This window comes from Phenylobacterium sp. (genome assembly GCF_041913825.1).
In the GTDB taxonomy this organism is placed as follows: Bacteria; Pseudomonadota; Alphaproteobacteria; order Caulobacterales; family Caulobacteraceae; genus Phenylobacterium.
The window spans coordinates 105563-125026 of record NZ_JAYSEO010000008.1; the positions used below are offsets into that span (position 1 = coordinate 105563).

Consider the following 19464-nt stretch of genomic DNA (forward strand, 5'->3'; position numbering starts at 1 on the left):
CTCACCAGCGGCGTTCGAACTTGCGGCGCAGGAGGATGGCCGCGAGGTTCATGAGGATCATGAAGACGAGCAGGACGATAATCGCCGCTGCCGTCCGTTCGTGGAACGCGCGCTCGGACGCGTTCTCCCAGATGAAGACCTGCACCGGCAGCACGGTGGCCGACTCGGTGAAGCCGCCCGGCACGCCCGGCACGAAGGAGACCATGCCGATCATCAGCAGCGGTGCGGTCTCGCCGAGCGCGTGCGCCAGGCTGAGGATCGCCCCGGTCATGACGCCTGGCATGGCGAGCGGCAGGACGTGGTGGAAGACCGTCTGGGTCTTCGACGCGCCCACCGCCAGGGCCGCCTCGCGGATCGAGGGCGGGACGGCCTTGAGCGCGGCGCGGGTGGCGATGATCACCGTGGGCAGGCTCATCAACGCCAGCACCAGACCGCCCACCAGCGGCGACGACCTGGGCACCGCCAGCCAGTTGATGAACACCGCAAGGCCGAGCAGGCCGTAGACGATCGAGGGCACCGCCGCGAGGTTGTTGATGTTCACCTCGATGAGGTCGGTCCAGCGGTTCTTCGGTGCGAACTCCTCGAGGTAGACAGCCGCCAGCATGCCGATCGGCACGGCGAGCGCCGCGGTCACGATCAGCATCATGAACGAGCCGACCACGGCCCCCAGCACGCCCGCCTGCTCCGGCTCGGTGGAGTCCGACTTCGTGAGGAAGCTGACGTTGAAGCCCGAGGAGACCAGGCCCTGCTGGTCCAGCCGGTCGAGCCAGGCGAGCTGCCGGTTGTCGAGCTTACGGTCGGCCTCGGGCGTTTCGCGCGCGATCTCGCCCTTGAAGTAGAGGCCGGCGTCGGCGCCCAGCGGGCCGGTGACGGTCACCGTCTTGCCGATCAGGGAGGGGTCGGCCCGGACCTGGTCGAGGATCTGGAAGCCGAGGTCGCTCGACATGAGCTGCTTCAGCTTGCCGGAGGTGCGCCCGAACTCGTCGTCCTGCTCGCCCAGCTTGGCGAGGACCGCCTCGGCGACGAGTTGGTCGTAGTTGGCGCCGACGATGTCGGCGGCGTCCACCCGCGCGGGGTCGACGTACACCGGCACGGTGATCCGGTAGTCCACGAAGGTGGTGTAGCCCTGCAGCGCGATCCGGCCGAGCAGGATGGCGAGGAACGACAGGGCCACGATGATGACCGCGCGGCCGTACCAGCGGAACCGCGTCTCCTGGGCCCGGCGGCGCTTCAGGCGCTCGGCCATGGCGGCGCGCCGGTCGACGGGCGCGGTGGCGGACTTGGAGTGGGCCGCGTCAGTCATACTGTTCCCGGTACTTCTGGACGATCCGCAGGGCGACGACGTTCAGGATCAGGGTGACCACGAAGAGCGTCAGGCCGAGGCCGAAGGCCGACAGCGTCTTCGGGCTGTCGAACTCCTGGTCGCCGGTGAGCAGGGTGACGATCTGGACGGTCACGGTCGTGACCGTGTCGAGCGGGTTCAGCGTGGTCCGCGCCTGCAGGCCGGCGGCCATGGTCACGATCATGGTCTCGCCCACGGCGCGGGAGACCCCCAGCAGCAGGGCCCCGGCGATCCCCGGGAGCGCGGCCGGCAGCACCACCCGCTTCACCGTTTCGGACTTGGTCGCGCCCATGGCCAGGCTCCCGTCGCGCAGCGACTGGGGCACGGCATTGAGGATGTCGTCGGACAGCGAGGAGACGAAGGGAATGAGCATGATGCCCATGACCGCCCCGGCCACCAGCGCCATCTGGTTCTGCACCTGCGCGAGGTAGAGCCCGAGCTCGTTGAACGGCCCGCCGATGAGCGCTTCGCCAATGCCGTTGAAGAAGCCGCGGAACAGCGGGCCGACGGTCAGGGCGGCGAAGAAGCCGTAGACCACGGTCGGCACGCCCGCCAGGACCTCCAGCAGCGGTTTCACCACGGCGCGAGTCCAGCCGCTGGCGTACTCCGACAGGTAGATGGCCGAGAACAGGCCCACCGGCGCCGCCACCGCCATGGCGATCAGCATGATCAGGAAGGTGCCCACGAACAGCGGCACGGCGCCGAACGCGCCCTTGGCGGCGACCTGGTCGGCGCGGATGGCGATCTGCGGGTCCCACTGGGTCCCGAACAGGAAGTCGAGCGGCGAGACCGCCTGGAAAAACCGCAGGCTCTCGTAGGCGAGCGACAGCACGATGCCGACGGTGGTCAGCACCGCCACCACGGAGCAGATCAGCAGCAGCCCGCCGATCCACCCTTCCACCCGGTTGCGCGCGCGGAAGTCGGGCGCGAGGCGGCGCCAGGCGAACGCAAAGCCCCCGCCGGCCAGGACGATCGCGAGCGCCAGCGCGCCCAGCCGCATTCCCTGCTCCAGCCCCTGAGCCTGCTGGGCCTTGGCGTCCAGCGCCTGCAGGGCGGCTTGATCGTAGGGGGTCTCGCTGCGGGGCGCGCCCTTGGCCAGCGCGCGGGCGTCGTCGAAGAAGACCTGCTGCTGCTGGGCGTCCATGGCGGCCACGGCCGGCGGCGGCTCGGCGCGCAGCAGGGCCTGCTCCGCCCGCCCGGCGAAAGCCACGTAGAGCACGAGCAGCAGAAGCGCCGGCACGGCGCTCCAGAGCGCCACGTACGCCCCATGATAGCCCGGCCGCGAATGCGTCCGGCCACCGGCGGTTCCCGCCAGGCGCCGGCGCCCGAGGACATAGGTCGCCGCGGAGAAGAGAAGGAGCGCGCCCAGCGCGGCCCAGATGATCATGCGCGTCTCAAGCCTCCCTCGGGAAGCCAACCTGCCCGAGGAACGCCGTCGCTATGCTACAATCTCATGACAGTTTGGCGACAGCGGCCGGCGGAGCCGCCTTCGCCGCGGCCGGAGCCTGCGGGAAATAGGCGGTGAAGGTGGTCCCGCGCCCCTCTCCGCTCTCCACGGCGAGGCCGCCGCGGTGGCGGTTGGCGATGTGCTTGACGATCGCGAGCCCGAGGCCGGTACCCGAGCGCTCGCCGCTCTTCTGCCCCTCCACCCGATAGAACCGCTCCGTCAGCCGCGGCAGCTTCTCGCGGGCGATTCCCGGGCCTTCGTCCCGGACGGTGAGCGCCGCATAGGGTCCTTGCGGCAGGTCGGGGGTGAGCAGCGCCAGCCGGGCGCCCTCAGGCTGGCGCGGGGCCGCGGCCCCCTCGGCGCTGAGGCCGGCCTCCACGGCGATCCGCACCACGCCGCCGTCCGCCGAGTACTTCAGCGCATTGTCGACGAGGTTCTGGACCACCTGCACGAGCTGGTCGCGGTCGCCGATGACCAGGGCCCCCCGCAGCGGGAGCTTGGTGTCCAGGGTGACGCCGCGCTCGTGCGCCAACGGGGCCACGGCGTCGACGACGTCCATGACGGCGGCGGCGAGGTCCACTCGTTCGGACGGCGCGATGTGCTCGTTGAGCTCGATGCGCGACAGCGACAGGAGGTCGTCGATCAGCCGCCGCATCCGCTCGGCCTGGGTCTGCATGATGCCCAGGAACCGTTCCCGCGCGCCGGGGTCTTCCTTGGCGTGCCCGCGCAGCGTCTCGATGAAGCCGGACAGGGAGGCGAGCGGCGTGCGAAGCTCGTGGCTGGCGTTCGCCAGGAAATCGACGCGCGTCCGCTCGACGCGGTGGAACTCGGTCTCGTCGCGGAACACCAGGATCGCGAGGCGACGCCCATCCAGCGCCAGGCCGAGGGGCCGGGCATAGGCGCGGAGGATCCGCTCCTGCACCCCGGGGGTCTCATAGACCGCCTCGGCGTCCTGGCCGTGGAACAGGGCCTCGTCGACGGCGTGCAGCACGTGCGGGTCGCGGATGGCGCTGACCAGCAGGCCCTCGCCGAGTTCGATCCGCAGCAGGTCGCGGGCGGCGGAGTTGGCGAAGATGTAGCGCCGGCTGGTGAGGTCGTCCGGCTCGGTGGCGGAGATCACCAGCACCGGGTCTGGCAGGGCGTTGATGAGGGTCGGATAGGGCGGCGGCTCGTTGGCGCGCTCGGCGGTCACCGAGAGGAAGGCCTCGTGCCGCTCCACCGCCCGCTGCGCGGTCATCAGCGCGATCACCGTGACAAAGGCGACGAAGGCGGCCGCCAGGATCGCCTCGGCCGCGTCGATACGATCGGCGGCGGCCAGCACCGCGACCACGGCCAGCCCCGCGGCGGCGGCGGCGAAGGTCGGCCCACGACCGGCGCGCGGCGCACGGAGCGACATCGGACCTATGGACGACAGAAGCGGCAAGGCGAATCCCCCGGAGGATTCTTCAGCATCGCCGCGCGTGTGTCACCGGAATGACAGCCGCCGGTTCCGGGCGACGGGAACAAACCTTGACCGTGGCCGTTCCCATCAACGGACTTCCCAGGGACGGCATGAACGAAGCGCAGCGCGCCGGCGACGCCCTTGCGGCGGATCGCGCCACCGACGACCCTTTCGCCGCGGCGATCCGCGGCACCCGCATGCCCATCGTGATCACCGATGCGCGCCAGCCGGACTATCCGATCATCTTCGCCAACGACGCCTTCGTGGCGCTGACCGGTTACCCACGGGAGGACGTGATCGGCCGCAACTGCCGCTTCCTGCAGGGTCCCGAGACGGCGCCGGAGGCCGTGGCCGAGTTGAGCGCGGCGATCACCGCGGGTCGCGAGGTCACGGTGGAGCTGGCCAACTACACCAAGGCCGGGCGGCTGTTCTGGAACCAGCTCTTCGTGAGCCCGGTGCGCAACGACGCCGGCGAGATCGTCTACCACTTCGGCTCGCAGTTCGACGTCACCGAGCGGCGGGCCGCCCAGGACGCCGAGCGGGAGAACCTGAAGAGCGACATCCACGTCCGGGCCGGTGAGCTCGAGGAGGCGCTGGCGCAGAAGACCAGCCTGCTCCACGAGGTCGACCACCGGGTGAAGAACAATCTGCAGCTCATCTCCTCCCTCCTGCTGCTGCAGACCCGCCGCACGCCCGAGGAGGCCACGCGGAAGGCCCTGCGCAGCATGCTGGAGCGGGTAGGCGCCATCGCCACGGTCCACCGGCGACTTTTCCAGGGCGGCGACGTGCAGCGGTTCGACGTGGCCGACTTCCTGCGCGACCTGGCGGGCGACCTCGCCGCCTCGGCCCGGCGCGACGACCTCCAGCTCCGACTGGACCTGCAGCCGGTGGCGGTGCCGGCTAGCCAGGCGGCCCCGCTCGCCCTGGTCGCCAACGAGCTGATCTCCAACGCCCTGCGCCACGCCTATCCGGAGGGACGGCCGGGCGCGATCGAGATCGCCGTCCACCCGCGGTCCGGGGCCTTCGACCTCGTCGTCTCCGACCGTGGCGTCGGCCTCCCCCCGCCGGCCGAGCGAAACGGCTTCGGCCTGACGATCGTCCAGCTCCTCTGCCAGCAGCTCAAGGCCACTCTCTCGCTCGAGGACGCGCAACCCGGGCTGCGCGCGGTCGTTACGCTCCCGACCGCCGCGTGAGGCCCATGACCGACGAACGCCCCCTGAACGTGCTGATCGTCGAGGACGAGGTGCTGCTGGCGGTCGAGCTCCAGTTCATCGTCCGCGAAGTCGGCTGCCGCGATGTCGGCCTGGCCATGAGCTCGGACGAGGCGGTGGAGCTTGCCGGCAAGCTGACGCCCGACCTTGCCCTGGTCGATGTGCACCTGCAGGACGGCCCCACAGGCGTCGAGGCGGCCCGCCACATCGCGAGCGACTGCGGCGCCGTCGTGCTGTTCATGACCGCCAACGTCCTGCGCCTGCCGGAGGACTTCGCCGGCGCCTGCGGGGTCGTGGGCAAGCCCTATTCCGAGCACGGGGTGAAGATGGCGCTGTCGTACCTGGAGATCTGCCTGCGGGAGGGACGCGCCCCCGGGCCGCCGCCCGTCGGCCTGCACCTGTCTCCCGAATACCGCCGCCGCTGGGGCGCCGACTACGCGCTGACGGCCTGACACCTTGGACCGTCTCGCAGACATCGTCGGCACGGGCGCTGCGCTCTGCTCCATGGCAAGCTTCACGCCCCAGATCGTGAAGATCTGGCGCGAGCGGGACGCGTCCTCGATCTCGCTCCGCATGTTCCTGCTGACCGTCACCGGCTTCGTGCTCTGGACGATCTACGGCGTCCTGATCCGTAGCTGGCCGGTGATGGGCGCCAACGCTGTCTGCCTCGTGCTCTCGGCCACCATCCTCACCCTGAAGTGGCGCTTCAGCCGCAAGTCGTGAGGGCTGCGGCGCCCCGCCCCTAGCCAGGCGGAACGCCGCGGCTTAAGCCTCCAGCCGTTTCCGCCCGCGGGGCGTCCGGAGGTTCGCGGCATGAGCGACAGGTTGGGTGCGGCCGAGGCCGCCTTGAAGGCGGGCCGCCGCGCCGAGGCGATCGAGCACCTTGTCGCCGCCATCGAGGAAGACCCCGTCCGAGCCGCCCAGGTCTACCGGGTCCTGCTCGTGCAGCTCTATCGCGAGCGCCGCTATGAGGAAGGTGAGGCCTGGGCCGTAAAGGCGCTCGCCCGCTATCCCCGAGACTTCGATATGTGGAACGTGCGCGGCGTCATGCTGCGCCAGATGAAGCGCTACCCCGAGGCTCTGAGGTCCCTCGACCAGGCCGCCAAGCTGCAGCCGAAGCACCTCGCGCCGCTCAGCAACCGCGGCAACGTGCAGATCGACATGGGCGACTTCGCCGGCGCCGAGGCGACCTTCGCCAAGCTGTCTCGCCTGACCCCGCGCGACGCCGAGGTCCAGCGGCTCTACGGCCGCGCTCTGCTGGGCCAGGGCAAGCGCGACGCCGCGCTGGTCCGCTTCCGGCAGTCCACCACGCTCGACAAGGCGTCGATCGACGCCTGGCTCGACCTGAGCGGCTGCCTGGACGAGATGCTGCGCCCGGCGGAAGCGCAGGAGGCCGTCGATCGCGGGCTCGCGGCCAATCCGGACCACCCGCGGCTGATGGAGGCCAAGTCGCTCCTGATCCGCCGCTCCGGCGACCTGCGCCGGGCCGAGGCCTACCTGCAGGGCCTCCTGCCGCGGTTCGAGACCGCAGCCTGGCTGCACGCCCAACTCGGCGCCGTGCTGAGCGACCTGGACCGCGAGCGCGGCAACGTGCACCTGCGGCGTGCGCTCGAGCTCGCGCCCGACGACCTCGACAACCGCATGGCCCTGGTCGAGAGCCTGGAGCGGACCCGCACCGGCGACGAGGGCGCCAACATCGAAGAGTCCTACCGGCTGGTCCGTGACGCGCTGAATCAGCGCGACTCCTTCAGCGCCGCCCACCTGAAGATCGCCAGCGAGGTGCTCGTCCGGGTCTGCGCCTTCGACGAACTGGAGCGGCTGGGCGACTTCCGCAGCATGGGCCGCGCCTGGGCCGAGACCGGCCGCCACACCGCGCTCCTGAAGCAGCTCGCCCGGGTGAAGAGCCACGGTGACCGATTGGAGCTGCTGGAGCAGCACCGCATCTGGGGCCGCGGCGCCGAGGCCATGGCCAAGCGCGCGCCGGTGAAGCGCCCCGCGCCCCGGCCCGCGGGCGGCAAGATCCGGCTGGGCTTCATGTCTTCGGACCTGCGCCAGCATCCCGTCGGCTACTTCGCGCTGCCGCTGTTCGACCACGTGGACCGGGAGCGGTTCGAGGTTTTCATCTACTCCTACTACATGGGCCAGGAAGACCCGCTGCAGCGGTACATCTCGCAGCAGGTCACCGCCTACCGCTGGTGGCCGGACATCTCGCCGCCCGACGCCGCCCAGGCGATCGCCGACGACAACCTCGACATGCTGATGGAGCTCGGCGGCTCCACCTACATGAACCGGCTGGAGGTGATGGCCTGGCGGCTCGCGCCGCTCCAGGCGAGCTGGCTCGGCTACCCGCACTCGGCGGGCCTGTCGACGATCGACTACTTCGTCTGCGACCCCTACTCGAAGCCCGAGCAGCCGGACCTGTTGATCGAGCAGCCTCTGGTCATGCCCCACACCTGGCTGGCCCTCGGCCGCGCGGTCTTCTCCGACCAGCACCCGGTGGCGGAGGGCCTGCCGGAGGACCGCAACGGCTTCATCACCTTCGGTACGGCCAACAACCCGCACAAGTACAGCCGCGAGGTCCTGCGGACCTGGGCGAAGGTGACGGCAAGCGTGCCGAACGCCCGCTTCGCCTTCGTGCGGCCGGAGGGCGGCACCGAATCCTTCCGCAAGAACGTCCTGGCCGAGTTCGCGGCCGAGGGCGTTTCGGAGGATCGGGTGATCTTCCACACCGTCCGTGGGCGGCACATGCCTTTCTACAACGAGATCGACATCACGCTGGACCCGTTCCCGCTGACCGGCGGCACCACGACCACCGAGTCGCTGTGGATGGGCGTGCCGCTGATCAGCCTGCGCGGCGAGGCCTTCTACGAACGGCTCAGCTATTCGATCCTGTCGAACGCCGGCCTGGGCGATCTCTGCGCCACCTCGCTGGAGGAATACGGCCAGCTCGCCCTGAAGCTGGTCCAGGACCGTGAGCGGCGCCGCGCGTTGCGGCAGGGCCTGCGCGAGACCATCCGCCAGAGCCCGCTCGGCCGCACCGACGTGTGGGCCCGCGACTTCTACGACATGGTGGCCAGGACGGTGGAAGCCGAAGCGCGGCCCAAGGCGAAGGCCTAGAGCCGGAAATACTCCTGCAGCAGGTCGTCCGGCCGCGGGCTGAAGGCCAGCCCGCCGTCGGCCGCGCGAAACACCATCTGGCCGGCCGGCGTGCGCCGGTTGATCACGCTCGTCCCCTGGCTGACGACGCAGTCGCTTTCGACCACCGAGCGGCCGATGACGGCGGTGTTCGGATAGAGGATGACCCGGTCGCCGATGACCGGGATCTGGTCCTTGTGCCGGCCCACGGTCGAGTTCTGGTAGAGCACCAGGTAGTTCCCGTAGGTGGCCTTGGCGAGCACGATGCCGACACTGTGGCCGATGTAGAACACCTCCGGCATGGCGATCTCGTAGAACAGGTCGATGCCGTTGAAGGCCTTGTTCATCAGGAACAGCCGCGTCGGCGCGGCCGTCTCGCCCGACCGCTTCCAGATCGTGTTGCTGAGCAAGTACAGGTAGATGCAGTGCTGCGACGACTGCAGCACGTTGAACTGATCCGGCCGCCACGGCGCACAGCCGTTGATGCAGCGGTGCAGCCGCTCCAGCGCCTCGTCCAGATGGGCGTCGGCGATGGTCCGGAAGGCCGCCTCCTGGCCGTCGGGAACGACGTGGGCGCACTGGCGCACGGTGTAGTCCAGCAGGCTCTCGCGGGTGTGGTCGAGCAGCTTCACGCCTTCAGCCCCTCCAGGTAGCCGCGCACCACATCCTCGACCCGGCGCGGCGAGACGCCAAGCGCCCGGAGCCGATCGATGCGCGCGTTCGGCGGCGGCGGCGGATTGGCGTCGCCGGTGAACGCCACTTCCCAGCCCTGGGACCGGAAGACCTCGGCGATGTCGGCGTTGGCGGCGAGTTCGCCGCTCGCCAGGTTGACGATGCCCGCCGGCGGCCCTTCGGCCATGGCCAGCAGGGCCGCGACCACGTCGTCCAGGTGGACGTAGTCGCGGCGGATGTGCGGGCTGGACTCCAGCCGCAGCGGCCGCTCGGCGCGCGCCCGGACCAGCCACTCGGACAGGAAGCCCGGCGCGCCCTCGCTCCAGTCATAGACGTTCGCCAGACGCGCCACCGCGCCCCGCCCCCCGGTGCGGCAGATGGTGATGTTCTCGCCCAGCGCCTTAGAGAGGTCGTAGATCCGCCGCGGGTCGGCCGGGTCGAACACCAGCGGCTCGTCCTCGCCGACCTCCAGCTTGGTCTGTCCGTCGTAGAGCCGGGTGGAGGAGAGATAGATCAGCCGCTCGAACCGGCCGGCGCGCGCGATCTCGCTCACCAGGCTGGCGTGCGCCGACACCGTGTCGAACGGCCGGCTGTCGTAGTCGGCGGTCAGGCCGGCGCAGTAGAAGGCGACGCCGAGGTCGCGCGCCAGCAGCGCCGGATCTCCCTTGGCGGGCGCCCAGACGTCCCAGCCCCCCGCGACGAGGCGGGCGTGCAGCCGCTGGCCGACGAAACCCGCCGCGCCGACGATGGTCGCCCGCCCGGCCAAGCCTCAGAGCCCACCGACGGGATGGTGCAGGGCGGGATCCTTGTGGCGCAGGTACTTGGGGCTGACGTCGCGGACGATCCGGTAGCCCGGCCCGTCGAACACGCTCGGGTCCTTCACCGCCACCATGTTGAACCCGTGCGGCGGGCCCTCGAGGTGGACCGACTCGGCGGGGATCAGCTCCACCGGCTTTCCAGACAGATCGTAGTTCGAGTTGAAGTCGCGCAGCGCGAAGAGCGTGTAGCCGTGGCCGGTGAGCAGGCGGGCGATGTCGGTCTCGAGCAGCCCGTTGGTCCAGTCCACGTAGTGGCGGTGCACTTCGAACAGGATGTCGGGCGCCTCCCCCGCGGGCTTAGCGAGGAACGGCTCGGCGCCCTTCAGCGCGCCCAGCTCGGCGCCTTCGATGTCGAGCACGATCAGGTCCAGGCGGTCCACGCCGGCCGCCTGCAGGTAGTCGGCGATGGTCACGGTCCGGAAGCTGTCGTCCGCGCCCTCCTCCGCCGCCTCAGCGCTGGCGAAGCTGTCGTAGCCCACCAGCTTCAGGTTGGTGGAGCTGTCGTGCCACAGGCCCTCGGGACGGGGCGTGATGTTGGTCAGGCCGTTCAGCTCGGCGTTGCGGACCAGCATGGCGCGCTGCTGGCTGTTCGGCTCGAAGGCGTGCACCACGCCGCCGCGGCCGGCGACCTCCTTGGCGATCAGCACCGCGTGGTCGCCGAAGTAGGCGCCGCCGATAACCACCTGCCGGGCGCGCTTCGCCAGGTCGACGAGGATGCGGCTGGTCATCGGCTCCCAGGCATGGTCCGGCGCCTCGGGAACCGACATCACGAAGTCGCGGGCGATCTTGGAGCGGTAGAGGAACTCGAAGGTGACCCCGTTGGAGAGGGTCTTCCGGACCACCTGGTCGTCGTCGAACAGGGCGTCCACCAGCGGCCCCGTCAGCTCTTCGCGCACGTCGACGCCGGGCGCCTGGACCTGGCCCTCGAAAGCGATCATCTGGCGAATGAACGCCTGGCGCCAGTCGTCCTTCTCCGCGATGCGCGAGAGCGCCTCGAGCGCCTTTTCCTGAGCCATGAAGCGTACCTGTCCTTGGTTCGGGCGCTTCCTAGCAGATCGCGCCCGTGAGCTTTAGTCCCGGTAATCCGGGTACCCGGCGTCGCGGGGCGAGATGAGGGCCGGCGCGGAAGGCCAGCGGATGGCGAAGGCCGGGTCGTCCCAGCGCACGCCGGCCTCGTGGCCGGCCCGGTAGGCGGGGCTGATCTGATAGAGCACGTCGGTGTCCGGCTCGAGGGTCAGGAAGCCGTGCGCCACGCCTTCCGGGATCAGCAGCGCGCGGGCGTTCTCGGCGGAGAGCTCCGTGGCCGTCCACCGCCGGTGGGTCGGGCTGTCGGGCCTAAGATCCACCGCCACGTCGAAGATCCGGCCGCGCACCGCACGCACCAGCTTGGTCTCGGCGTGCGGCGTGGGCTGGTAGTGCAGGCCCCGGAGCGTCCCCGCCGCCGGGTTCCGCGACAGGCTGGTCTGCGCCGGCGTAAAGGGATGGCCGGCGGCGGCGAACTCCTCGGGGCAGTGCAGGCGCGCGAAGGCGCCCCGCTCGTCGCTGCGCGGCTCGGGCTCCACCACCACCACGCCGGGGATCTCGGTCTCGACGAACCGCATCAATCCAGGACCCGCGTCTCCGGCGAGGCGGTGACGAACCGGCCGCCCCATTCGCGGATGTAGCCGAGCTGGCCCATGATCTCGTCCTTCAGGTTCCAGGGCAGGATCAGGACGTAGTCGGGCCGCACCTCGCGCACGGCGTCGGGCCCGTAGATCGGGACGTGGCTGCCGGGCAGATAGCGGCCCTGCTTCGCCGGGTTGGCGTCGAAGGCGGCCACGACGTCGGTCGAGGTGGCGGCGCAGTAGTTCAGGAAGGTGTTGCCCTTGGCGGCCGCGCCGTAGGCCGCGATGCGCTTCCCCTCCGCTTTGGCCTGGGAAAGGAAGGCCCGGAAGCTGTCGCGCACCGCCTCGACCCTGGGCGTGAAGCCGCCGTAGGTCTCGATGCGGCCGAGCCCGGCCGCGGCCTCGCGTTCGCGCAACGCGCGCAGGGCGTCGGTCTCCTCGTGACCCGCGCCCAGGTGGCAGACGAAAAGGCGCAGGGAGCCGCCGTGGGTCGGAAGCAGCTCCACGTCGAAGGGGCGAAGGCCGTTGGCCCTCAGCACCTGCTCCACCGTCAGCAGCGACAGGTAGGAGTAATGCTCGTGGTAGATGGTGTCGAACTGCACCTGCTCGATCAAGTTCAGCAGGTGCGGGAACTCGAAGGTGAGGACGCCCTCGTCCTTCAGCATGTGCCGGAAGCCGGCCGCGAAGTCGCCGATCCGCGGCACGTGCGCCAGCACGTTGTTGGCCGCCATCAGGTCCGCCCGCCCGTAGCGGGCGGCGAGCGCGGGGGCCGTGTCGGCGTTGAAGAAGGTGACCTCGGTGCGCACCCCCTTGGCGCGCGCGGCCTCGGCGGTGTTGGCGGTCGGCTCCACGCCCAGCACGGGGATGTCCATCGCCACGAAGTGCTGCAGCAGATAGCCGTCGTTGCTGGCCACCTCCACCACCAGGGACTCAGGCCCCAGGTCCAGCCGCTCGGCCATGGCCTCCGCGTAGCGCTTGGCATGCGCCACCCAGCTCGCCGAGAAGGAGGAAAAATAGGCGTACTCGGCGTCGAAGATCGCCTCCGGCGGCACGGCGTCGTCCACCTGCACCAGGAAGCAGCGGTCGCACACCCGGGCGTGGAGCGGCCAGGCCTGCTCAGCGCCGGCCTCCAGCTCTGTACGGGTCAGGTAGGCGTTGGCCACCGGCTGCCGGCCGAGGTCGAGGAAGGTGTGGGTCAGCGGAGCGCCGCAGAAGCGGCAGGGCGGGGTCGTCATGCGCGGGCTTCGTACCCTTCGATCTGCTCGAGGCAAAGCGCACGCGCCGCCTCGCCGTTCGCCTGGCGTCGGTACCATTCCATGGTGAGACGCACGGCCTCGGGCGCGTCCAGGCGGCTCTCGAAGCCCAAAACCTGCTTCGCCAAAGTTGCGTCGATGGCCAGCGACTTCGCCTCCAGCGAGTTCGGGTCCGGCTCGTGCCGCCAGGGCCGGGCGCCCAGCGCCTCGACCCCGAGGGTGGCGAGCTCGCCCACCGTGACCTCCGGGCCGCCCGCGCGCGGACCGAAATTCAGGGCGCGCGGCGCGTCGGACCGGCTGGCCAGCGCCTGGGCGTGGACGAGGTAGCCCGCCACGCAGTCCAGCACGTGCTGCCAGGGCCGCGTCGCCTCCGGGTGGCGCAGCACCACCTGCTCCTGCCCGCGCGCGGCGCGGACGATGTCGGCCACCAGCCGGTCGCGGGAGAAGTCGCCGCCGCCGATCACGTTGCCGCCGCGGGCGGTCGCCACCGGCACGCCCGCCTTGTCGAAATAGCTGCGGGCGAAGCTGGCGGCGACGATCTCGGCCGCCGCCTTGGACGCGGAGTAAGGATCCTTGCCGCCGAGCGCGTCGCCCTCCTGGAAGGCGCGGCCGGCCTCGCTGTTCGCGTAGACCTTGTCTGAGGTGATCACCAGCACCGCCTGCAACGCCGGCTGCGCGCGCAGGACCTGCAGCAGGTGCGCCGTTCCCATGACGTTGGCCGCGAAGGTGGCGACCGGGTCGGCGATGGCGGTGCGCACGATCGGCTGGGCGGCCATGTGCAGCACGAGGTCGAAGGCTTCGCCCGCCAGCGTCGCCTCGACGACGGTGAGGTCGCGCAGGTCGGCGATGCGGGAGTCGATCGCCCCGTCCACGCCGGCCAGGTCGAAGAGGCTGGGCTCCTGGTCGGGTTCGAGCGCCAGCCCGGTGACCCGTGCGCCCATCCGCGCCAGCCACAGCGCGGCCCAGGCGCCCTTGAAGCCCGTATGGCCGGTGAGCAGGACGCGCTTGCCGGCCCAGAAGCCGGGATCTACCTGCGCCACGGCGCCTCGCCGGAGGCCCACAGCCCTTCGAGGATGTTCTTGTCGCGAAGCGTGTCCATCGGCGCCCAGAAGCCGGTGTGACGGAAGGCCATCAACTGGCCGTCGGCCGCGAGCCCGGTGAGCGGCTCCTGCTCCCAGATGGTGGCGTCGTCCGCGACACGGTCGATCACCCGCGGGTTCAGAACGAAGAAGCCGCCGTTGATCAGGCCGTTATCGCCGGGCGGCTTCTCCACGAAGCGCTGCACCTGGCCGTCGACGATGTCGAGGGCGCCGTAGCGGCCGGGGGGCACGACCGCGGTGACGGTGGCGTCACGGCCGTGGCTGCGGTGGAAGTCGGCCACCTGGCGCAGGTCGAGGTCGGCCACGCCGTCGCCGTAGGTCATGAAGAACGGCTCGTCGGGATCGAGGTACCTGGCCACCCGCTTCAGCCGTCCGCCGGTCATGGTCTCCTCGCCGGTGTCGACGAGCGTGACGCGCCAGGGCTCGTGGTTGCGGGCGTGGTACTCCAGTGAGCCCGCCGCCAGATCCACCGTCAGGTCGGCGTTGTGGAGGACGTAGTTGGCGAAGTACTCCTTCACCACGTAGCCCTTGTAGCCGAGGCAGATGACGAAGTCGTTGAAGCCGTAGTGCGAGTACAGCTTCATGATGTGCCAGAGGATCGGCCGGCCACCGATCTCGATCATCGGCTTCGGCTTGAGGTGGCTTTCCTCGGAAATACGTGTGCCGAGGCCGCCCGCCAGGATAACTGTCTTCATCTCGACCTTACGCCCGTGCAGGGCCGCGCCCCCGGATTCGAGAGCCGTCTTACCGCGTCGTCCCGCCTGCGCGAAGGCCCCTGCGACGCCGGGGCTTGCCCGGGGCCGCCCGGCGGGTGAATGACGGCGCCATGGGCGGCGAACCCCAGGTCGATTTCATCATCGCCGGCGTGCAGAAGGGCGGCACGACCGCGCTTTTCGACTATCTGCGCGACGAGCCGGGCGTGGCCCTGCCGCGGGTCAAGGAGGTCCACTTCTTCGACGACGAGGGCCAGGACTGGTCCCGGCCCGACTACGCCGCCTACCACGCCAACTGGGAGGCGCCGCCGGACGGCCGTCCGCGCGGCGAGGCGACCCCGATCTACGTCTACTGGCCAAACAGCCTGGAGCGCATCCGCGCCTACAACCCGGCCATGAAGCTGATCCTGCTGCTGCGCGACCCCGTCCAGCGGGCGTGGTCGCACTGGCGCATGGAGTACGCCCGGGGCGCGGAGACGGAGCCCTTCGCCTGGTGCATCCGCGAGGGCCGCCGTCGCCTGCTCGACGCCGAGCCGTGGGGTCACCATCGCGAGTTCTCCTACGTGGAGCGCGGCTTCTACGGAGAGCAGGTGGAGCGGCTGTTCGAGCTCTTCCCGCGGGATCAGGCGCTGATCCTCAAGGCGGAGGACCTGCGGGGAGATCCCGGGCCGGCGCTCGCCCAGGTCCGAGCCTTCGTCGGCGCGCCGCCCGGCCCGGCGCCGGCCGCGCGCGAGGTGCACGTGGGCCGGGAGATGGACTACCCGTCGCGCCTGACGCGGGACGACGTCGCTCTGCTGCGCCGGCTCTACGAACGGGACATGGCGCGGCTGCGCGACCTCACCGGCATCGGCTTCGACTAGCCACATTTCGATCGGAGGCTCGCGCCCATGCGCAGATCGACGCTCGCCCTCCTCGCCCTGCTCGCCGGCTGCGGGTCGGCCGACCAGCGCCAGGCCGCCCAGGCCGCGCCGCAGCCGCCCGCGGGCCCGGCCTCTGCCGCCGTGGCCGCCGCCGCCGACCTTCCGCCGCCGGACGGTCCTCGCCTCGCCTTCCCGCTCGCTTGCCGGATCGGCGCGGACTGCGAGGTTCAGAACTACTACGACCGCGACGACGGCCCGGGCGTGCAGGACTACCGCTGCGGGCGTCGCGGCTACGACGGGCACGACGGGATCGACATCCGTGTGGCGGACCGCGCCGCCGAGGCCCGCGGCGTCGACGTCCTGGCCGCGGCGCCTGGGCGGGTGGCGCGTCTGCGCGATGGCGTCGAAGACAACGGCGTCAAGACCGCCGGCCAGGAATGCGGCAACGGCGTCGTCATCGATCACGGGAACGGCTGGGAGACCCAGTACTGCCACCTGAAGCGCGGCAGCGTCCGCGTCGCGGTGGGCCAGCCGGTGGCGAGCGGCGACCCGATCGCCCAGGTCGGCTATTCCGGGAACACGGAGTTCCCGCACCTGCACATCGGCGTGCGCCACAACGGCCGCATGCTGGACCCCTTCGCCCCCGGCGCCATGCCGCTCGGGACCTGCACGCCGCAGGCGCCCCTGTGGACGCCCGAGGCGGCGCGCCAGCTCGCCTACAAGGCCGGCGCGATCCTCAAGGTGGGAGTCGCTGGCTCGGCGGTCACCCAGGAGGAAATCGACGACGGGCGCGTGGCTGCCCCGGCGGCCGGCGCGCCCGTGCTCGCCGCCTACGTCCGCGCGATCGGGCTGGAGGCCGGCGACCGGCTGGAGCTCACCCTGCGCAGCCCCAGGGGCGAGGTCCTCGCGACGAACGTCCTGCCGCCGCTGGACCGCGACAAGGCACAGTACTTCCTGATGGTCGGCAAACGCCGGCCCGCCCAGGGCTGGCCGGCCGGCGCCTACCAGGCCAGCGCTCGGATCCTGCGCGGCGAGGCCGTCGCCGCTGAGCGGGCCGCCGACACCACTCTGTGACGGCCTAGCCGCCGGGCTTGACGAACCGGCCCTGGCCGGTGGGCAACAGCAGGATCTCAAGGCCGCGCGCCGCGAACCAGCGCCGCTCGGCCTCGAGCTGCGCGCGGGCTGTTGACCATCCGTAGTCGTCGAAGACGATCACCCCGCCGGGCACGATCTGGTCATAGAGCCGGTCCAGCGCGGCGATCTCGGCGGCCGAGTTGTTCAGGTCCATGTGCAGGAAGGCGATCCGCTCCGGGCAGACCTCGTCCAGCACCTCGGGCACCCGGCCGCGGGTCACCACGACGTTCGGGAAGGGACGGAAGCGCTCCGTCACCTCCTCGTAGGTGAAGCTGCCCTTGTAGGCCGCCGCGTTGCGAGCCGCCCAACCGGGATCGAGCTGGTCATCGGGCACACCGTCGAACGTGTCGTAGAGCCACCAGCGCTGTGGCCAGTCTGCGAAGCCGACGTACTCGGCCACGAACAGCGTCGTGTGCCCGCGGAAGACGCCGAGCTCCATGAAGTCGCCGTCCAGCGTCCGCGCCCGGTTCACCGCCCAGAGCACCGTCTGCAGATTCCAGTGCAGCCCGGCGATGGGGATCAGGTCGGCGTGCTTGTCGACCAGGGCCATGAAGCGGTCGTCGCTCATGAACGGCGTCGACTTCATCCAGGTGGCCAGACCATCGCCGACAAACGCGTCAGGATGGCTGCGCTCCAATGTGGTGAGCAGCTCGAGCTGGGTTTGGGTCCGCCGGCCCGGCCGCCTCGCCAGCACCATGCGGTTGAGGATCGCGCGCCGCTCGGCGCCACGGGCCTGCGGCAGGAGCTTGCGCAGCACGGCCATGGCGGCGCCCGGGAGGTCGCCGCGAAGCAAGCCGTCCGCGATGGCGAGGCCCTGGGTCGGCGTGACGTCCTTGAAGTTCAGCTCCACGATGTCGCCCTTGCCTGGCCCGGCCGCCGGCCTGCGGCCCCGCGGCCGAACCCCCAAATTGGCGAGGGATTCGCTTCCGCGCGGTAGCGCTTTAGGCTAAGGTGCTGCGTCAGCCTAGCTCTCCATGGCTGTGTCGCTTTGGCCGGGTGATGGATCGCGAGATCCGTCGCCCGGCCGTTGCGTTTCAGGCCCCGGCTTCGCGCCCGCCGCCGACCGGCCTGGGCGCGGTCTTCAGGGTGACGATCCCGTAGCGGGCGAGCCAGAGAATCCCGCGCTGGACGAACGACAGCCGCCCGGGGCCGGCGACCGCCGCGGCCATCTCGGCCACGGACGCCGAGGGGCGTTCGGCGAGCCAGGCGACGATCTGTTCCGCCTCCTGCAGGGTCACCCGGTTGAACGCGCTGTAGCTGGCCAGCGGGCTTTGCAGCAGGGTCCGCGCCGCCTCCCAGGTCATGCCATCGGCGAGCGCGACGATGTCCTCCAGCGCCGCGTGCTCGGTGGGATAGCTGTTGAACAGGGTGAAGGGGTCGGGGCGGAAAGGATTGACGCTCGAGCCGCGCTCGGGCGCGGCGGCCTGGCGACGTGCGTTCAGCTCGGCCCAGAGCGCCTGGTATTGCGGGATGATCGCCGCCCAGTCGAACACCTGCCGGGCGCGGGCCTTGGCCTGCTCCCCCAGCCGACGCCGGAAGTCGCCGTTCAACACCAGGATGGAGATGGCCGAGGCCGCCTCCTCGTAGTCCATGACCGTGAACTGCGACGCCGCGCCCACATAGTTCTCGTAGTTCATCCAATTGCTGGAGAACCAGTAGGCGAGGTCCGCGCCGGAACCCGGGCCCGGCGCGCGGGTGGCGATCCGGAATCCGTCCTCGCCGTTTCGGACCGTGTCCTTGTAGCCGTTCCAGTCGGTGACCACGCAGGGCAGGCCCGCCGCCATGGCCTCGATGGGGGTCAGGCCGAAGGTCTCCTGGATGTTGTCCGAGAAGCTGATGAAGAAGTCGGCCACGGACCAGATCGAGAACCGCACGTCGGGCAGTCGCCCGTCCACGTGCCGGTAGTGGACCGACGGGCAGAGGGCCCGGGTCTGGTCGTGGTAGGCGGCCTCCAGCTCGTCGCTGATCGCGTGGCCCGAGTTCACCCAGTAGATGTCGCGTCCGGTGCGCTGGGCGGCCTTCTCCAGCGCCAGGGCCATGAGCGCCGGGTTCATTTTCGCCCGCACGTTGAAGCGGCCGACATAGAGCGCGACCACCGCGTCCTCGGGGATGTCGAGCTTCTCGCGCCAGGCCTTGCGGTCCTCTGGGGTAATCCGAAAGTCCTCGGTGTTCACGCCGAGCGGGATGGTCACCCGCTGGGGCTCCGGGCGGCGGCGCGGGCCGTGCTCGGTGGCCATGTAGTCGCGGACGAGGGCAAGCTGGGTCTCGACCCCGTCGCGGACCGCCGCCGAGGTGCAGATCAGAGCGTCGTAGTCCTCGGTCGGGAACAGCAGCAGCTCGGGCACCATGCGCATGACGTTGGCCGTGGCCGTGGTGTGGGTGATCCCGCAGAGCGAGTAGGTGCGCGGCCCCACCACCCGGCGCAGCCACGCCTCCTGGCCAAGGTCGGGCCCCGGAAGGTTGACCACGCCGGCCTCCGCCAACGCGGCGCGCCGGTTCGGCGCAATCCAGTTCACCGGTTTGTCGGGCGGGCAGATGCGGTCGACCAGGGCCTGCAGCTCAGTGTGCGGCCGGCTGGCGACGTTCCAGAAGTGGAAGCGGTCCACGTCGGCGTGGCGAATGAAGCCGCGCAGGAAGCTCTCGCCGGCCGAGTGCCGGCCCAGCAGTTCCTTGCCCGTGGTGTCGAACCCGTTGGGGTGCAGATAGATCGCCGCGTTGGACATGCCGCGCTTCT

General features: G+C 70.7%; 18 protein-coding genes. 6 read left to right on the plus strand and 12 right to left on the minus strand.

Annotation, left to right across the window (positions count from 1 at the left end; all coding sequences use genetic code 11):
• Position 1: 1 nt before the first annotated feature.
• The 3 genes from pstA to ACE3Q8_RS08415 all read right to left on the minus strand — a co-directional run bounded on the left by pstA (position 2) and on the right by ACE3Q8_RS08415 (position 4185).
• Positions 2-1303, minus strand: coding sequence for a phosphate ABC transporter permease PstA (pstA, locus tag ACE3Q8_RS08405; protein WP_374469815.1), 1302 nt, complete (start codon positions 1301-1303; stop codon positions 2-4).
• The gene (pstC, locus tag ACE3Q8_RS08410) at positions 1296-2729 is read right to left on the minus strand and encodes a phosphate ABC transporter permease subunit PstC (RefSeq protein WP_374469816.1); all 1434 of its coding nucleotides are present in this window, start codon (positions 2727-2729) and stop codon (positions 1296-1298) included. The genes pstA and pstC overlap by 8 nt, the downstream gene beginning before the upstream one ends.
• 64 nt (positions 2730-2793) lie before the next feature.
• Positions 2794-4185 carry an ATP-binding protein gene (locus tag ACE3Q8_RS08415; RefSeq protein ID WP_374469817.1) on the minus strand — a complete coding sequence of 464 codons (1392 nt, stop codon included), beginning with the start codon at positions 4183-4185 and terminating at the stop codon, positions 2794-2796.
• A 155-nt stretch (positions 4186-4340) separates the two neighbouring features.
• Here ACE3Q8_RS08415 and ACE3Q8_RS08420 point away from each other — a divergent pair, with 155 nt between their 5' ends.
• The 4 genes from ACE3Q8_RS08420 to ACE3Q8_RS08435 all read left to right on the plus strand — a co-directional run bounded on the left by ACE3Q8_RS08420 (position 4341) and on the right by ACE3Q8_RS08435 (position 8558).
• On the plus strand, positions 4341-5423 hold the full coding sequence (locus ACE3Q8_RS08420) for a histidine kinase dimerization/phosphoacceptor domain -containing protein (protein WP_374469818.1): 1083 nt from the start codon (positions 4341-4343) through the stop codon (positions 5421-5423).
• A gap of 5 nt (positions 5424-5428) precedes the next feature.
• On the plus strand, positions 5429-5893 hold the full coding sequence (locus tag ACE3Q8_RS08425) for a response regulator (protein ID WP_374469819.1): 465 nt from the start codon (positions 5429-5431) through the stop codon (positions 5891-5893).
• Positions 5894-5897: 4 nt separating this feature from the next.
• Positions 5898-6164, plus strand: coding sequence for a SemiSWEET family sugar transporter (locus ACE3Q8_RS08430; protein WP_374469820.1), 267 nt, complete (start codon positions 5898-5900; stop codon positions 6162-6164).
• A gap of 90 nt (positions 6165-6254) precedes the next feature.
• On the plus strand, positions 6255-8558 hold the full coding sequence (locus tag ACE3Q8_RS08435) for a tetratricopeptide repeat protein (protein ID WP_374469821.1): 2304 nt from the start codon (positions 6255-6257) through the stop codon (positions 8556-8558).
• Here ACE3Q8_RS08435 and ACE3Q8_RS08440 read toward each other — a convergent pair.
• Genes ACE3Q8_RS08440 through rfbF form a run of 7 tightly spaced genes read right to left on the minus strand, consistent with a single transcriptional unit; the run spans position 8555 to position 14718 of the window.
• Positions 8555-9208: a hypothetical protein gene (locus ACE3Q8_RS08440; RefSeq protein ID WP_374469822.1), complete on the minus strand. Its 654-nt coding sequence runs from the start codon at positions 9206-9208 to the stop codon at positions 8555-8557. The two genes, ACE3Q8_RS08435 and ACE3Q8_RS08440, sit on opposite strands and share 4 nt — an antisense overlap.
• The gene (locus ACE3Q8_RS08445; RefSeq protein ID WP_374469823.1) at positions 9205-10014 is read right to left on the minus strand and encodes an NAD-dependent epimerase/dehydratase family protein; all 810 of its coding nucleotides are present in this window, start codon (positions 10012-10014) and stop codon (positions 9205-9207) included. Before ACE3Q8_RS08445 ends, ACE3Q8_RS08440 begins: the two co-directional genes overlap by 4 nt.
• Before the next feature lie 3 nt (positions 10015-10017).
• Positions 10018-11082 (minus strand): FkbM family methyltransferase, encoded by a 1065-nt coding sequence (locus tag ACE3Q8_RS08450; protein ID WP_374469824.1) that lies wholly within the window; start codon positions 11080-11082, stop codon positions 10018-10020.
• A 54-nt stretch (positions 11083-11136) separates the two neighbouring features.
• A complete protein-coding gene (gene rfbC, locus ACE3Q8_RS08455; protein ID WP_374469825.1) occupies positions 11137-11667 on the minus strand; it encodes a dTDP-4-dehydrorhamnose 3,5-epimerase in 531 nt (176 codons plus the stop codon).
• Positions 11667-12905: a methyltransferase domain-containing protein gene (locus ACE3Q8_RS08460; RefSeq protein ID WP_374469826.1), complete on the minus strand. Its 1239-nt coding sequence runs from the start codon at positions 12903-12905 to the stop codon at positions 11667-11669. The genes rfbC and ACE3Q8_RS08460 overlap by 1 nt, the downstream gene beginning before the upstream one ends.
• Positions 12902-13963 (minus strand): CDP-glucose 4,6-dehydratase, encoded by a 1062-nt coding sequence (gene rfbG / locus ACE3Q8_RS08465; RefSeq protein ID WP_374469827.1) that lies wholly within the window; start codon positions 13961-13963, stop codon positions 12902-12904. Before rfbG ends, ACE3Q8_RS08460 begins: the two co-directional genes overlap by 4 nt.
• A complete protein-coding gene (gene rfbF, locus ACE3Q8_RS08470; protein WP_374469828.1) occupies positions 13951-14718 on the minus strand; it encodes a glucose-1-phosphate cytidylyltransferase in 768 nt (255 codons plus the stop codon). Before rfbF ends, rfbG begins: the two co-directional genes overlap by 13 nt.
• A 131-nt stretch (positions 14719-14849) precedes the next feature.
• On the opposite strand from rfbF, the gene ACE3Q8_RS08475 reads away from it, so the two are divergent.
• Complete coding sequence (locus ACE3Q8_RS08475) at positions 14850-15596, plus strand: sulfotransferase domain-containing protein (protein WP_374469829.1); 747 nt, start codon at positions 14850-14852, stop codon at positions 15594-15596.
• 27 nt (positions 15597-15623) lie between these two features.
• On the plus strand, positions 15624-16670 hold the full coding sequence (locus ACE3Q8_RS08480) for a M23 family metallopeptidase (RefSeq protein WP_374469830.1): 1047 nt from the start codon (positions 15624-15626) through the stop codon (positions 16668-16670).
• A gap of 4 nt (positions 16671-16674) precedes the next feature.
• Here the strand turns inward: ACE3Q8_RS08480 and ACE3Q8_RS08485 are convergent, their stop codons facing one another.
• On the minus strand, positions 16675-17580 hold the full coding sequence (locus ACE3Q8_RS08485) for a TylF/MycF/NovP-related O-methyltransferase (RefSeq protein ID WP_374469831.1): 906 nt from the start codon (positions 17578-17580) through the stop codon (positions 16675-16677).
• A gap of 184 nt (positions 17581-17764) precedes the next feature.
• Entirely contained in the window at positions 17765-19453 is a 1689-nt protein-coding gene (locus tag ACE3Q8_RS08490) for a glycosyltransferase family 4 protein (RefSeq protein WP_374469832.1), read from the minus strand.
• Positions 19454-19464: the final 11 nt, after the last annotated feature.

Bases quoted from the DNA above. Each gene is read 5' to 3' on its own strand.
- ACE3Q8_RS08425 (WP_374469819.1), top strand. From the start codon at position 5,429: ATGACCGACGAACGCCCCCTGAACGTGCTGATCGTCGAGGACGAGGTG.
- ACE3Q8_RS08490 (WP_374469832.1), bottom strand. From the start codon at position 19,453: ATGTCCAACGCGGCGATCTATCTGCACCCCAACGGGTTCGACACCACG.
- ACE3Q8_RS08460 (WP_374469826.1), bottom strand. From the start codon at position 12,905: ATGACGACCCCGCCCTGCCGCTTCTGCGGCGCTCCGCTGACCCACACC.
- ACE3Q8_RS08415 (WP_374469817.1), bottom strand. From the start codon at position 4,185: ATGTCGCTCCGTGCGCCGCGCGCCGGTCGTGGGCCGACCTTCGCCGCC.
- rfbC (WP_374469825.1), bottom strand. From the start codon at position 11,667: ATGCGGTTCGTCGAGACCGAGATCCCCGGCGTGGTGGTGGTGGAGCCC.
- ACE3Q8_RS08450 (WP_374469824.1), bottom strand. From the start codon at position 11,082: ATGGCTCAGGAAAAGGCGCTCGAGGCGCTCTCGCGCATCGCGGAGAAG.
- rfbF (WP_374469828.1), bottom strand. From the start codon at position 14,718: ATGAAGACAGTTATCCTGGCGGGCGGCCTCGGCACACGTATTTCCGAG.
- ACE3Q8_RS08475 (WP_374469829.1), top strand. From the start codon at position 14,850: ATGGGCGGCGAACCCCAGGTCGATTTCATCATCGCCGGCGTGCAGAAG.
- ACE3Q8_RS08480 (WP_374469830.1), top strand. From the start codon at position 15,624: ATGCGCAGATCGACGCTCGCCCTCCTCGCCCTGCTCGCCGGCTGCGGG.
- pstC (WP_374469816.1), bottom strand. From the start codon at position 2,729: ATGATCATCTGGGCCGCGCTGGGCGCGCTCCTTCTCTTCTCCGCGGCG.
- pstA (WP_374469815.1), bottom strand. From the start codon at position 1,303: ATGACTGACGCGGCCCACTCCAAGTCCGCCACCGCGCCCGTCGACCGG.
- ACE3Q8_RS08420 (WP_374469818.1), top strand. From the start codon at position 4,341: ATGAACGAAGCGCAGCGCGCCGGCGACGCCCTTGCGGCGGATCGCGCC.
- ACE3Q8_RS08435 (WP_374469821.1), top strand. From the start codon at position 6,255: ATGAGCGACAGGTTGGGTGCGGCCGAGGCCGCCTTGAAGGCGGGCCGC.